13 protein-coding genes, 1 tRNA gene and 1 pseudogene are annotated in these 13776 nt (G+C 60.3%); 8 read left to right on the top strand and 7 right to left on the bottom strand.

Features of this window, described 5'->3' with window-relative positions:
• The coding region (locus Q8L50_RS05640; protein WP_305347678.1) for a UPF0758 domain-containing protein at positions 1-456 on the bottom strand (456 nt) is incomplete at its 3' end.
• 139 nt (positions 457-595) lie between these two features.
• On the opposite strand from Q8L50_RS05640, the gene Q8L50_RS05635 reads away from it, so the two are divergent.
• The 5 genes from Q8L50_RS05635 (at position 596) to Q8L50_RS05615 (ending at position 4491) form a co-directional block, all read left to right on the top strand.
• Positions 596-1069, top strand: a complete 474-nt coding sequence (locus tag Q8L50_RS05635) for a peptidylprolyl isomerase (protein WP_305347677.1) — start codon at positions 596-598, stop codon at positions 1067-1069.
• A complete protein-coding gene (gene ispH, locus Q8L50_RS05630) occupies positions 1066-2058 on the top strand; it encodes a 4-hydroxy-3-methylbut-2-enyl diphosphate reductase (protein ID WP_305347676.1) in 993 nt (330 codons plus the stop codon). The genes Q8L50_RS05635 and ispH overlap by 4 nt, the downstream gene beginning before the upstream one ends.
• A gap of 4 nt (positions 2059-2062) precedes the next feature.
• Complete coding sequence (locus tag Q8L50_RS05625; protein WP_305347684.1) at positions 2063-3004, top strand: threonine/serine dehydratase; 942 nt, start codon at positions 2063-2065, stop codon at positions 3002-3004.
• A 41-nt stretch (positions 3005-3045) separates the two neighbouring features.
• The gene (serS, locus tag Q8L50_RS05620; protein WP_305347675.1) at positions 3046-4383 is read left to right on the top strand and encodes a serine--tRNA ligase; all 1338 of its coding nucleotides are present in this window, start codon (positions 3046-3048) and stop codon (positions 4381-4383) included.
• A 20-nt stretch (positions 4384-4403) separates the two neighbouring features.
• A tRNA-Ser gene (locus Q8L50_RS05615) sits at positions 4404-4491 on the top strand.
• Positions 4492-4769: 278 nt separating this feature from the next.
• On the opposite strand, the pseudogene Q8L50_RS05610 reads toward Q8L50_RS05615, so the two are convergent.
• The 6 genes and pseudogenes from Q8L50_RS05610 to Q8L50_RS05585 all read right to left on the bottom strand — a co-directional run.
• Positions 4770-4964, bottom strand: a pseudogene (locus tag Q8L50_RS05610) (IS3 family transposase); the annotation flags it as partial.
• 66 nt (positions 4965-5030) lie between these two features.
• Positions 5031-5846, bottom strand: coding sequence for an alpha/beta fold hydrolase (locus Q8L50_RS05605; RefSeq protein ID WP_305347674.1), 816 nt, complete (start codon positions 5844-5846; stop codon positions 5031-5033).
• 18 nt (positions 5847-5864) lie between these two features.
• On the bottom strand, positions 5865-6779 hold the full coding sequence (locus tag Q8L50_RS05600) for an alpha/beta hydrolase (RefSeq protein WP_305347673.1): 915 nt from the start codon (positions 6777-6779) through the stop codon (positions 5865-5867).
• Between the two features lie 7 nt (positions 6780-6786).
• Entirely contained in the window at positions 6787-7599 is an 813-nt protein-coding gene (locus Q8L50_RS05595) for a class I SAM-dependent methyltransferase (protein ID WP_305347672.1), read from the bottom strand.
• A gap of 95 nt (positions 7600-7694) precedes the next feature.
• Entirely contained in the window at positions 7695-8798 is a 1104-nt protein-coding gene (locus Q8L50_RS05590) for an alpha/beta fold hydrolase (protein ID WP_305347671.1), read from the bottom strand.
• 75 nt (positions 8799-8873) lie between these two features.
• Positions 8874-9437 (bottom strand): OsmC family protein, encoded by a 564-nt coding sequence (locus tag Q8L50_RS05585; RefSeq protein ID WP_305347670.1) that lies wholly within the window; start codon positions 9435-9437, stop codon positions 8874-8876.
• A 227-nt stretch (positions 9438-9664) separates the two neighbouring features.
• Between Q8L50_RS05585 and Q8L50_RS05580 the strand changes: the two genes are divergently transcribed.
• The 3 genes from Q8L50_RS05580 to kefC all read left to right on the top strand — a co-directional run bounded on the left by Q8L50_RS05580 (position 9665) and on the right by kefC (position 13774).
• Positions 9665-11191 (top strand): winged helix-turn-helix domain-containing protein, encoded by a 1527-nt coding sequence (locus tag Q8L50_RS05580; protein WP_305347669.1) that lies wholly within the window; start codon positions 9665-9667, stop codon positions 11189-11191.
• Between the two features lie 64 nt (positions 11192-11255).
• Complete coding sequence (locus tag Q8L50_RS05575; RefSeq protein WP_305347668.1) at positions 11256-11927, top strand: NAD(P)H-dependent oxidoreductase; 672 nt, start codon at positions 11256-11258, stop codon at positions 11925-11927.
• 2 nt (positions 11928-11929) lie between these two features.
• Positions 11930-13774 (top strand): glutathione-regulated potassium-efflux system protein KefC, encoded by a 1845-nt coding sequence (gene kefC, locus Q8L50_RS05570; protein ID WP_305347667.1) that lies wholly within the window; start codon positions 11930-11932, stop codon positions 13772-13774.
• Positions 13775-13776: the final 2 nt, after the last annotated feature.

Raw genomic sequence — 13776 nt, 5'->3', positions numbered from 1 at the left:
GGAGGTCTGCGTCAACGTGCCGCGAAACAGCTCTTCCAGCGCAATCAGCCGATGCTGGGCATCGAGAAACAGCACTGCAAAAATCTCGTGGGGTCGGCTGCCCAGCTGCAACTGCAGGTAGTCGCGTACTGCCTGCGGCGTGGCAAACAGCGGTTTTTCCTTGAGCTGCTCCGACAGCGCTCGGCGCGCCAGCTCCAGCACGGCAATCAGCTCGGCGCGTTTGGCCGGCCCGCCCAGGCCCTTGATACGTTTCAGGTCATCGGCCGTTGTGTGCAGCAGCCCTGCCACACCGCCAAACGTGTCCAGTAGCTCCTGGCCCATCTGCAGCGCGTTTTTTCCGGGCAGTCCGGTGCGCAGCAACAAGGCAAGAAGCTCTGCGTCACTGAGTGCGCCCACGCCGCGCGCCAGCAGCTTTTCGCGCGGGCGGGCGTCTTCGGGCAGGTCTTTGAGCAGCATGGCGGCTTGAGGAGTTGAGCAGACGGAAAAAACGGGTAACAAGCGCAGTATCAGGGCTAAACCGCCCCGGCTTTTCGCATCCGGGCAGCACTTTCTACAATAGGGGCAGTTTACAAAACAGCTGTTGCCCGAAAGTTTTATGTCCACCGTGGAAACATCCGCCCCCGCCCTTGTTGAGCCCGGCTCGTTTTTGACCCTGCATTACCGCATGGCTGGCCCGGACGGCGCTGACATCATCAATACCTTTGACGGCAAACCCGCCACCCTGAGCCTGGGCACGGGCGAACTTTCCCCAGCCATTGAGCAGCGTCTGCTGGGCCTGGCTGAAGGCACCCGCACCCGCTTCGAGCTGGTGGCCGGCGAGGCCTTTGGCGAGCGCAACCCCGAGCTGCTGCAATGGGTGGCGCGCAAACTGCTCAACGAGCTGGGCGATGCGAACGAGAAATACAGCGTTGGCGACGTGGTGCAGTTCCCCACCCCGGACGGCATGGGCCAGTACGCCGGCGCGGTGCAACAAGTCAAGGCCGACGGGGATGCAGTGCAGTTTGACTTCAACCACCCGCTGGCGGGCCAGCCGGTTACTTTTGAAGTCCAGTTGATTGGTGTTTTATGAACGAGAAGGCATCGCCGCAGGAAATCATCCTCGCCGAACCGCGCGGTTTTTGCGCTGGCGTGGACCGCGCCATCGAAATTGTCGAACGTGCCCTCGGCAAGTTCGGCGCACCCATTTACGTGCGCCACGAGATCGTGCACAACACCTATGTGGTCAATGAGCTCAAGGACAAAGGCGCAATCTTCATCGAGGACCTGGACGACGTGCCACCCGGCGCCACTTTGGTGTTCAGCGCCCACGGCGTCAGCAAGGCCACCGAGCGCGAGGCCGAGCGCCGGGGCTTCCGGATTTTTGACGCCACCTGCCCGCTGGTGACCAAGGTGCACGTGGAGGTGGCCAAGCTCAACAAGGAAGGCTACGAGTTCATCATGATCGGCCACAAGGGCCACCCCGAAGTCGAAGGCACCATGGGCCAGCTCGACAGCGGCATTCATCTGGTGGAAGACGTGGCCGATGTGGCGCGCATCCAGCCGGGGCAAACGGACAAACTGGCGGTGGTCACGCAGACCACGCTCAGCGTGGACGATGCCGCCGAGATCAGCGCCGCCGTGAAGGCGCGCTTTCCGAATGTGCGCGAGCCCAAGCAGCAGGACATTTGCTACGCCACGCAGAACCGCCAGGACGCCGTCAAGGTCATGAGCCCGCAGGTGGACATCCTGATCGTTGTCGGCAGCCCCACCAGTTCCAACAGCAACCGCCTGCGCGAGCTGGCCGTCAAGCTGGGCACCGAGTCCTACATGGTGGACGACGCCAGCGAACTCAAACCCGAATGGTTCGAAGGCAAAAGCCGCGTCGGCCTGACCGCCGGAGCTTCGGCGCCTGAGATATTGGTCAAGCAGGTGATAGATCGCATCAAGGCGCTGGGCGCGGTGTCGGTGCGCAAGATGGCGGGCATCGAGGAAACCATCAAGTTCCCGCTGCCCAAGGGTTTGCGCATGGACGGCACCGCGCTGGATGCGCTGGACAGTGATTTGCATGCCGAGCCGTGAACCGATGACAATTCGCTATCAAATTGAAAGCTGTCAGCGCAAGTTCCAAAAGGGCTACAGCCACTTTATCCATCAAACCCCGGTGTGGACGCTGCCTGGCAAGGCGCTGGGTGTGGATTGCGCTGAAGTCTGGCTCAAGCTGGAACATCTGCAGACCGGCGGCAGCTTCAAGGCGCGCGGCATGCTCAACCGCCTGCTGGCCAACCCCATCCCCGAAAGTGGGGTGATCGTCGCCTCGGGCGGCAATGCCGGCATTGCCACAGCCGCCGCCGCGCGTGAGCTGGGTGTGCGTTGCGAGGTGTTTGTGCCCGAGGTGTCCAGCCCCGCCAAACGCGCCAGGCTGGCCGCACTGGGTGCCGAGGTGGTGGTGACGGGTGCGGCCTATTCGGATGCGCTGCAGGCCTGCCTGGCGCGCCAGCAGCAAACCGGCGCCCTGCTGACCCATGCCTATGACCAGGCCGAAGTGGTGGCAGGTGCCGGCACCCTGGCGCTTGAGATCGAGCAACAGGCTGGTTTGCCGGACGCCGTGCTGGTCAGTGTGGGCGGTGGCGGCCTGATTGCCGGTATCGCCAGCTGGTTTGAGCGGCGCGCGCGGGTAGTGGCGCTGGAGCCGGAATTGGCGCCTACGCTCTACCGGGCGCGAGAAGCCGGGCAGCCGGTCGATGTGGCGGTCAGCGGCATCGCTGCAGATTCACTGGGTGCCAAACGCATTGGTGATCTGGCCTGGGCCGCCACACAGGCCCATGTGGATGATGCCTTGCTGCTCAGTGATGAGGCCATCCGCACGGCGCAGCTGTGGCTGTGGAAAGAGCTCAAGCTGGCGGTCGAGCCGGCTGCGGCCTTGCCCCTGGCAGCGCTGCACAGCGGCGCCTACAAGCCGCGTGCCGATGAAAAAATCTGCCTGATTCTCTGCGGCGCCAACCTCGATCCGGCAACGCTGTCCTGACGGTGTCCGCCCGCTGGCCGGGCCTCACGTAAAATCGTGGCATGTTAGACATCAACCTGCTCCGTAAAGACCTGCCCTCCGTGATCGAGCGCCTGCAGGCCCGCAAGAACCCGCAAGCCTTCCTGAACATCGAGGCCTTCCAGGCGCTGGAGGCCGAGCGCAAAACCCAGCAAATCCGCACGGAAGAGCTGCAGAACCAGCGCAACACCCTGTCCAAACAGATCGGCCAGCTCAAGGCCAAAGGCGAAGACGCCGCACCGGTGATGGCGCAGGTGACGGCGTTCAAGGCTGAGCTGGACAGCTGCGCCATACGCCTGGAGGTGATCCAGAGCGAGATGCAGGCGCTGCTGCTGGCCGTGCCGAATCTGCCGCATGAAAGTGTGCCCGCAGGTGCGGGCGAGGCTGGCAATGTCGAAGTCCGCAAGTGGAGCCCCGTCGAAGGCCCAGGCGGCGAGCCGCCGGCATTTGCTTTCGAGGTCAAGGACCATGTCGATGTGGGTCAGCCGCTGGGGCTCAACTTTGAGCTGGGGACCAAACTCACCGGCTCGCGCTTCACCGTGATGCAGGGCCAACTGGCGCGCCTGCACCGCGCGCTGGCCGCTTTCATGCTCGACGTGCAGACGGCTGAACACGGCTACACCGAGTGTTATGTGCCCTACATCGTCAACGCCGATTCACTGCGCGGCACCGGCCAGTTGCCCAAGTTTGAAGAAGACCTGTTCGCCGCCAAAAAAGGCGGACAGGAAGGCGGAAACGACGAGGTGAGTGAAAACGCCGCGCTGTATTTGATCCCCACATCCGAAGTGCCGCTGACCAACTTCATGCGTGACGAGATCGTGCCCGAGGCGAAGTTGCCGCTTAAATTCACCGCCCATACGCCGTGTTTCCGTTCCGAGGCCGGCAGCTACGGCCGCGACACGCGCGGCATGATCCGCCAGCACCAGTTTGACAAGGTCGAGATGGTGCAGATCACCCACCCCGACAAAAGCTACGAAGCGCTGGAGGCCATGACCGGCCACGCCGAAGCGATTTTGCAAAAGCTGGGCCTGCCGTATCGCGTCATGCTGTTGTGCACGGGCGACATGGGGTTTGGCGCCACCAAAACCTACGACCTTGAGGTCTGGCTGCCAGCGCAAAACACCTACCGCGAGATCAGCTCGGTCTCCAACTGCGAGGCCTTCCAGGCGCGCCGCTTGCAGGCCAGGTTTAAAAACGCCCAGGGCAAAAACGAATTCGTGCACACCCTCAACGGCTCCGGTCTGGCGGTGGGCCGGACGCTGGTGGCGGTGTTAGAGAACTACCAACGCGACGACGGCAGCGTTGCGGTGCCGGCTGTGTTGCAGCCTTATATGGGCGGCCTCACGGTTTTGGCGCCCTGATAGAATCTCGTCTTCACTCAGGAGAGGTGGCAGAGTGGCCGAATGTACCTGACTCGAAATCAGGCGTACCGCAAGGTACCGTGGGTTCGAATCCCACCCTCTCCGCCAAGGATTCGTTTTACACAGTCCAGCATAGACCCCCAAAAGCCCCGCAAACCCAGTGTTTACGGGGCTTTTTTGTTTTCTGCCGTCTGATATGGGGTACTGCAAGCCGGGCAAGTTTGGGGGTATCTTCGGGGGTATCGGCTCAAAAAGTTGGGGGGAATTGCCCCGGATTTCGTGGAGGTCCGTTGGGTTAAGTCAGACCGTTGTGGCGGCCGGGCAGGCGAGTTGCCGATACTAATTTTCTTCAGCTTCGGCACCGCGAATGTATCCGATAGGCTCCAGCGCAGCTTCTTGTTTTCGCGCTCCGGAGCTTTAACCCGTTCACGTACGTCAATGTGATGCCTTGCCTGGTTCCGGCATCAACTTCATGCCTGCGCACTCACTCATGCAGGGTCTGGGCACACAGCGGATCTTGGCCGACGTGACTCAACGGCAGCCTACAGGGACGGGTATTCGCCACGGTAGTCCTGCACCATGCCCACAGCACGGTCGCGCAATTCCGGGGAGATTTTCTTAAGAGAAAGCGCCCCACTGTCTGAAGCTCACGTGCTACATGCAGTCAACTGCCTGTCGAGAAAAGCAGCAATTGCGTCATTCACAAGTTCTGGGTGGGTCACTGGTCCCATGTGCCCAAGACCATTGAATGCCATAACTTCCACGCGCGGCAAGACTGCCGTCAAGAGCCGTGCGACGCCCAACGCAGATTGCGTGGTGAGTTTTCCGACCATGTACAAAACCGGAATATCAAGCGCTTTAAAAGCATGCAAAGCAGTAGGCTCGGTGAACAGCGCATGGCCCCATCGACGAACATTGACTACAGAGGCGGCTATCGGGCCTCTTTTTGAATCTGGCGTGGTGTCCCAGCCTTGCGGCCCCATCCAGTAATCAATAAAGTGTTTCGCGGCCCGGGAAGAATCGCCGTCATCCAGCGCGCCGCCGGCGGCCTGGACTGCCTGCCTGATTCCATCGGCTGCGTTGGGCGGGGCTGAATCTGCGTCGATCAATGAAAACAGGGTGGGCTCATACAAAACCATGGCCCGCACGCGTCGTGGCTCGTTCAAGGCCACTTTGAGTGCTGTGGCTGCACCATATGAGTGAGCCACCAAAAAGAACGGCTCGCCCGCGGCGCTCAGCACGGGTTCAAGGAAATTTGCTTCGTCATCCAGGCTGATGGTTTGGTCAGAGGACCAGTCCGCACTCTTTCCTGCGCCATAGCAATCTGGCGCAAGCACGCGAAACCTCGGCGAGAGAGTGTCCATCAGGCCGCGCCATTGACTCGAACTGCTGGCGTTGGAATGAAGGCATACGACTGCTGGCCCACTTCCTGATTCGCGTATGAAGGGTGTATTTGCGGGCATAGCGAGTTTCGGTTGAGCCTACTTGATGAGATGCTCTAGAAGAAAAGCAGTTTGAATGCCTGCCACCTCTTTGAAGCGCTCACCCGGGTGATAGAGCAATCCGAAATGGCCATCTTTGACGTCAACCCAACGCTTGGGGGCGGGGATCAGTGCGTAGGCATGCCGAGCAACTTCCAGATTGGCGTGCACCATTTCATCTTCCGGCGCCACCATCAAAAGCGTGGGTACACGGACATATGCTGCGCAAAGCAGAGGGGTGTAGGACACGGGCGTTGGTGGAATCACGCGGGTGACCCGGTTTTTCCAGCTCGAGCCCGGACGGCCACCATATTCAATGAACCAGCGAAAGGCCTGGATCGGCTCGAGCAAAGACGCAACAGATGATGGATCAAAAGAGACAACGGGAAGTGGGCCGGTGGTGGTTTCCGGTGTCCCGGCCACATCGCCATGCAGCAAGGTTTGTTTAAAGGCTGAAATATAGTCATCGCTGGTCTGCAGAGCGGGAAGAGTCATCCCGAAAACAGGGCACTGGGCAACCACCGCGCAGGGTCTCGGGTCGCAAGCGGCAACGGCAACGACCTGTCCACCGGTGTAGCTGTCACCCCAAAGAGCGATCCGGCCAGGATCAATCTCAGGGCGGTCACAGGCAAAGTCCAGTGCTGCCAGGTAGCCGCGACATTGAACCCATGGATTGATTTCGCCGCGCGGCTCACCACCGCTTCGACCAAAGTTGCGATGGTCATAAACCATCGCAACAATGCCTGCGCGGGCAAATTCTCTTGCGTATTCAATCAACACCATTTCAACCGTGGCCGAGGTTCCATGCGCCATGATGACGGCGGGTTTGCCAACCACCGTGGAAGATGGCATCACAAGCTTTCCACGCAGCAGGGCACCTTCAGAGGCGAACTCGATCTCAGTTTCGCTGATCATGCAGAACTCAGCGGCAAGTGATGACAACTTCGAGGTACTCGCTGGGCACCACCAGAGAATCGGGCGCCGCGCGGTTCAGTTTGTTGAGCAGAACAGTCAAGTCAGTTTCGAGTGCCAGCGCCTGTTCCGGGGGAAGCGCAGCAAAAGCTTTGTGAACAGGCCCGTACCACGAACGGAACACTTCAATGAAGTGGACTGCGGAACGATAGCGAAAGTTGAAGCTTCGACTGGTGATAGCGATAGACGCCGCATCCTTCTCAAAGAGGTGACGCAAATGCTCTTCTGTACCCCAAAGTGCCGGCGATTGGACTCCGGCAGGCGGGGCAATGAAGCGGCCAAGGATCTTGAAGACCTGTCCGATAAAGCTGGCCGAGGTCCAGTTGGCCAGACCAATGCAACCACCAGGCCGGCAAACGCGCACGAGCTCCGCAGCAGCCTTTGAATGGTCGGGTGTGAACATCACGCCAAAGGTGGAAAGCACGGCATCGAAACTGTTGTCTGCAAACGGCAGCAGCTCGGCATCAGCTACCTGGAATATGGCATTCAGCCGCTCCGCACGCGCTCGCTCGGCCCCTCGGTCAAGCAAGCTTCCGACATAGTCGGTAGATGTCACTTTGCAGCCGCGGCGGGCTGCAGCCAGCGTTGCATTGCCATTGCCGGCAGCAACATCAAGCACTTCTTGATCCCAGCGCAGGTCGCAGGCTTCTGCCAGCTCTTCGCCAACGATTTGTAGGGTAGTGCCGATGACGGCATAGTCACCGCTTGCCCATGCGGTTTGCTGGCGGGTCTTGAGAGCATTGAAATCGTTAAGGGATGTCATGGCGTTCAGCTCCTGTGTGTTGACAGGAGTCAGTAGGCCATTCGGTCCCGTTTTTTTTCAGGGACCTGTGTCCTGGTTTGATGAGAAAGTGCCGGTCAGGTCTGGGGCTGGCGTCCTGGAGATGAAGCTCCCAGCTCACCCAAACCAGCCAAGCGAGCTCTCACGATGGCCTGTGGACGGTTTTCAACCTCGAGTTTTTCGAAGATAGCCGTAATGTGGTTACGCACCGTCTTGTCGGCAATCGTCAGATGGGCTGCTATTTGAGCGTTGTCCAGTCCGCCAGCCACAAGATTCAGCACCTGATGCTCACGCGGGGTGAGCAGGGGGAATGCCCCTTCACCTGTGTGATTTGGAACAAGAAACTCTTGCAACAATTCGTGCAGACGGACAAATGCAGGCTCACCGGGCAAAGGGACATGGCTGGTGCTGTCGAGTGGCTCAAAGCGAGCACCCGGAATCGACGCCGCCAAGAACCGACCTTCCTCCAAAGGCACACGATTGTCGCCCCGGCTGTGAAGTACCAATGTAGGTACACGGATTTGCGACAAAGCAGGAGAGGCGTCCAAATCTGCAAAGGCGCGCATCAGCCGTGCCGCTGTGCCGGGTTGTGTGGCACGACGCTGAATCTCGTTGAAGGCATGCGCTTGGGCGGGTGTCGCATTCGGAAAGAATTGCGAGGTGAACATTTGCAAAAACGCGGGATTATCCTGACCCCAACCGAGCTCCACAAGTCGTGTCATTGCCTGAAACAACTCGCGCTGGGCATCACTTGGATTCCTGACCAGAGTGCCGCGTGCGAAGGCACCGCAGAGTACCAGGTGACTTACGCGCTCTGGATGGCGCGCTGCATAGGCGATTGATACTGCGCCGCCCTGTGACATTCCTAAAAGTGCAAATTTCTTCAGGCCCGCTGAGTCCACAACGCTTTCCAAATCTGCAACCAGCACATCCAGCGAAAAGTCATCTACATCGCGATCGGAAAGGCCACACCCCCGACAGTCGTAGCGTGTAAGCCGGTGTCTGCGTGCCAGCGCCTCTATCCAACCGGCCCAGACCGGTGTCTGCCCGTCAAAATCCAGACTCCCGAGCCAATGGGCGGCACGAACCAGTGAAGGCAGAGTTGTGCCGGCACCCGTCGTCGCAAAAGCGATGCGCGTGCCCCCTGGTGAGCGTGAAAACTGGATCTGCTGCTCCGTCATGTACCCATACTTTAACCAAAGTCATCTTTCGCCGATATCCATGCATTTACTCGCTGACTTGTCCCACGACTCCCTTCAAACGAAGGCAGACTCTGCCGCGACTGTTTCAAGCGGATGCGCGCTGAAGTGAGTTGTTATCGGCGTGGGATGTTGCAGTGTTTGACCAACCACACAGCACCTTTGCGCCGCCGTGAGAAGTTTTTCCAGCATTTCCGGCGGTGTATCCTCCCTGGCCTCGAGGTGTATGTTGCACGTGATGGATTGAAAGCCCACCGGAACATTCATATCAATGCCCATTGCGCCACGCACGTCGACAGTCGCTTTGACTTGAACCGCCAAGGCGATCAGTTCAATCCCCATCAGGTTGGCAACCATCCGGATAGAGGAATCCTGGCAGGCTGCGAGGGCGGCGCACAGCAAGTCGCCTGGGCATGGCGCGTCGTACGGTCCACCCACTGCGCGATGCACTCCGCAAGGCACTTTGACGCCACTTCCGCGCATCGGCTCGACACGCGAATGAAAAGGGTCAGTCGGGTCCATGCCGCCGGTGCGCGCTTCATCGGTGACCATGGCCAGTTCTGGTGTTTGCGCATATTGAGCACGCAAGCTCGCCTGACTTTTATACACAGCGTTTTTCATCACATTTCTCCAAATAAAGAGTTAGGGGACTTCAGGAATCAGGAAGACGGAACCAACTCGCGAACCGCCTCTCGCATATAACTCTGTCATTTCATACCGTGCGGCAAGCCGCACGATTTCTGGAATTGGGTTACAACTCAACGATACAAAGACCGCCCGTCGAAGTCCCTTAAAGTTCCTAAAAATCCGCTAAACATTTCAAACGATGTCATTTCCAAGGAAGGCTCATGCAAGACCGTTACCACTTTGACCGCTTTGAAGTCAGGCCGGCGGAGCGGTTGTTGCTGGTGGATCGCGTCCCGACGGCGGTGGGTGCCCGTGCTTTCGATTTGCTCATGTGCCTGCTGGTGCACAGGGACCGGATGATGACCAAGGCGGAGATTATTGACATCGTCTGGCCCGACCTCGTGGTGGAAGAAAACAATTTGTCCGTGCAGGTTTCAGCGCTTCGCAAACTTCTGGGCAGCCATGCGATCTCCACGATTCCTGGACGGGGTTACCGGTTCTCCCTGGACGTCAAACAGGGCAGTGCGCCAGCAGAGGGCGATACGCAACTGCCCAGAAAAGCCGCAATTGCCAAGCCCACGATTGCAGTCCTGCCGTTCAACGTCCTGTCTGATGATCCTCAAATCCACTTTCTGGCCGACGGCCTGGCAGAAGACGTCATTGCCCTGTTGGCGCGTGTCCCGGGCTTCTTACTTATTTCGCGCGCGTCCTCGTTCGCCTTTCGGGGCCTCGGTGTCAGCGTGCCTGAAGTGGCCATGCAACTGGACGTTCGTTTCGTGGTCGAGGGTAGCGTGCGTGTCAGCAACGATGCGCTACGGATATCGACCCAGTTGATTGACGCAGCTTCGGGACACGTCCTGTGGAGCGGTCGCTTTGATCGCCGGCGTGACGAAGCTGTGGATTTGCAGGAAGTCATTGCGCGCGGGATTATTTCTGAACTTGAACCCGAGCTCACGCGTGCCGAAATTTCCCATATACGCCGTCAGCGACCAGAAAATCAGGATGTCTGGGCCCATTACCATCAGGCCATTGGGGCGATTGCACTTCATGGGTGGGGTAAAGACGCAGTGGCCGAGGCGCGGTCGCAGCTTCAAAAAAGTATCGCCCTTGACCCGGTCTTTGGCTTGGGGCACGCCCATTACGCTTTGTTGACTGCCCTGTCCCTGAACGTTGGGCTTCTGCCCAATGTTGGGAGTCTGGTCGAGGAAGCCCTGGGTGCGGCCAATGATGCGATCAAACTTGATGACGGAAGCTCTGAGGTCCTGGGCTACGCGGGCTGCGCCCTGTGCGATCTTGGACAACATGCCAGGGGCATTGAAGTTCTTCACCAAGCCCTTGAAATAGACCCGAGCAATGCCCAGGCTCACGTGGCGCTGGGTGCTTCGCTTGTTTTGACGGGAAAACTGGAGCCAGGTATCGAAAAAATGCGGTTCGGAATGAAGATCAGCCCGCGAGACCGGCGGCTCGGGTTTTGGGGCTGGGCGCTGGGCGTCTTTCTGCTCAGGGCTGAGCGACAAGACGAGGCCTTGCTTGAAGCGCGCGCGTCCAGCAGGCGTGATCCCAAGTTCCATTTCGCTCGCGTGCTTGAAGCTGCAGTTTTGGACCGTCAGGGGCACCTTGTTGAAGCCGGCGTACAACTTGCGCAAGCTCGCCAGTTGTGCCCAACTCTGACGTTGAACGAAATAACGTTGACCCATGGCCGCCGTGTTGGCGAGCGCATGGCACTGCTTTGGAAGCAGGTTAGGTAGCGCTTCTTGGGATTCGGGTTGCGTTCCAGGTTTCCGTCTTTTTGGTTTGCGCTATCGTATCGGCATGCCAGATTTGCCAGCCCCCCTGACGCAGCCTTCGGTGTACCTGCTGGCCGCCCATCCCAACTGGCGCGAGTCGCGGGTCAACCGCCGCCTGCTGGCGGCGGCGCAGGCCTTGCCGGGCGTCAAGGTGTGTGACCTGTATGCTCGTTACCCGGACTACGACATCGACGTGCCAGCCGAGCAGGCCAGCGCGGCTGCGGCCAGCCTGATTGTCTTGCTGCACCCGGTGCAGTGGTATTCGATGCCGGCGCTGCTCAAGCTGTGGCTGGACGAGGTGCTGGCCCACGGCTGGGCTTACGGCGCGGGTGGTACCGCCTTGCAGGGCAAAGACCTCTGGCTGGTGGCGACCACCGGCGGGCCGGAGAGCTCATACCACCCGCAAAGTTACAACCGCTACTTTTTTGATGCCTTTTTGCCGCCGTATGAACAGACGGCGGCTCTGTGCGGCATGCGGTTTTTACCGCCACTGCTGCTGCATGGTGCGCACAGTGCGTCTGAGCAGGAGGTGGCTGCACATGTGGCCGTGTTTGCTGAGCGGCTGAAAACTTACCCCGCGTGGCCCGAGCTGGCCGAACTTGATGCCTGCCCGGCCTGCGACGTACCTGCCACCGACCGACCGCAGGAACCGGACGAAGCCCGGTCGCCCCAAGCCGCAAGCAGGAGGGCAGCCTAGCCATGGAACATTCACCCGCCTGGCTGATCAACAGCCTGATTTACCTCAGCGCCGCTGTCATTGCGGTGCCGCTGTCGCGCGCCCTCGGCCTCGGCTCCATCATTGGCTACCTGGCCGCCGGCATTGCGATTGGCCCTTGGGGGCTGGGCCTGGTCAGCAATGTCGAAGACATCCTGCATTTCGCGGAGTTCGGCGTGGTGCTGATGCTTTTTCTGGTGGGGCTGGAGCTGGAGCCGCGCCGCCTGTGGAGCCTGCGTCGGCCGATTTTTGTTTGGGGCAGTGCGCAGGTACTGGGCTGCACCGCGCTGCTGTATCTGGCCGGGCTCGCCGCTGGCGTTGGCTGGAAGGTCAGCCTGGTGGCCGCGCTGGGGCTGGCCCTGTCCTCCACCGCGATTTCGCTACAGGTGATGGGCGAGCGCAACCTGCTGCCCACCCCCAGTGGTCAGGCCGGGTTTTCCATTTTGCTGTTTCAGGACGTGGCCGCCATTCCCATTTTGGCCCTGTTGCCGCTGCTGGGTGTGATCGCCCTGCCGGATGCCGGCGCCGCAACACCTAGCGCCTGGCTGGAGGCGCTCAAGATCATGGCCGTGATAGGCGGCATCGTGCTGGGTGGGCGGCTGCTGATCCGGCCGCTGCTGCGCTGGATTGCCAAAAGCAAAACGCCAGAGATTTTTACCGCTGCCTCCCTGCTGCTGGTGGTGGCGATTGCGGCACTCATGCAATTGGTCGGCCTGTCGATGGCGCTGGGGGCGTTTCTGGCGGGTGTGCTGCTGGCCGAAAGCGAATACCGGCGCGAGCTGGAGACCGACATCGAGCCTTTCAAGGGGCTGCTGCTCGGCCTGTTTTTCATCGCCGTGGGGATGAGTATTGACTTTGGCGTGCTGCTCAAATCGCCGGGCCAGATGGCGCTGATTGTGCTGGCTTTTCTGTCCATCAAGGGCGTGGTGATCTGGCGGCTGGCCAAAATGATGGGCGTGCCCTTGCAGGAGCGACCGGTCTTCACGCTGCTGCTGGCGCAGGGCGGCGAGTTTGCGTTTGTGGTGTTTCAGGCGGCGGCCGGTGCCCGGGTCTTTTCCGCAGAGACTGCCTCATTGTTGATAGGCGCGGTGGCTATTTCGATGTTGCTCAGCCCGCTGCTGCTGGTGGCCATCGACAAACTGCTGCTGCCGCGCTGGGCCACCCGCCATACGCCGCAACTGGCCGAGATCAGCGAGCAGCAGCAGGCGCCCATCATCATTGCCGGCTTCGGGCGTTACGGCCAGATCATTGGCCGCATGCTCAGCGCGCAGGGCCTGGCTGCCACCGTGCTGGACCACGATGCCGACATGATCGAGGCGGCGCGCTCTTTTGGCTACAAGGTGTTTTACGGCGATGCGACGCGGCTGGACCTGCTGCGCACCGCCGGTGCCGCCACGGCCAAAGTGCTGGTGATCGCGGTGGACGACACCGAGCAGTCGCTGGCCATTGTGGATCTGGCGCGCGAGCATTTTCCGCAACTGGAGCTGGTGGCACGCGCGCGTGATGTGACGCACTGGAACGCGCTGCGCGACCGGGGGGTGACGCGGGTCGAGCGCGAGCTGTTTGAGGCCAGTCTGCGCAGTGCACGTACGGTACTGGAGGTGCTGGGCTACCCGCCGCACGAAGCGCGCGTGCACGCCTTGCGTTTTCGCCGCCACAACATCGCGCTGTTCGAGCAGATGTACCCGCACCACAAAGACCGGGCCAAAGTGATTGCGGTGATCAAACATGGGCGCCAGCAGCTTGAAGCGCAGATGGCCCAGGAGCGTGCTGAAGCGCAGGCCAGGCGAGCGAGCGGGCAGGAACGTCCGCCGGGTTGGGACGGCTGATT

The sequence above is a fragment of the Polaromonas sp. genome, from assembly GCF_030680935.1.
Lineage (GTDB): Bacteria > Pseudomonadota > Gammaproteobacteria > Burkholderiales > Burkholderiaceae_C > Polaromonas.
Note: the sequence above shows the minus strand (reverse complement) of the source record. Positions and strands in the feature narration are given on the sequence as shown.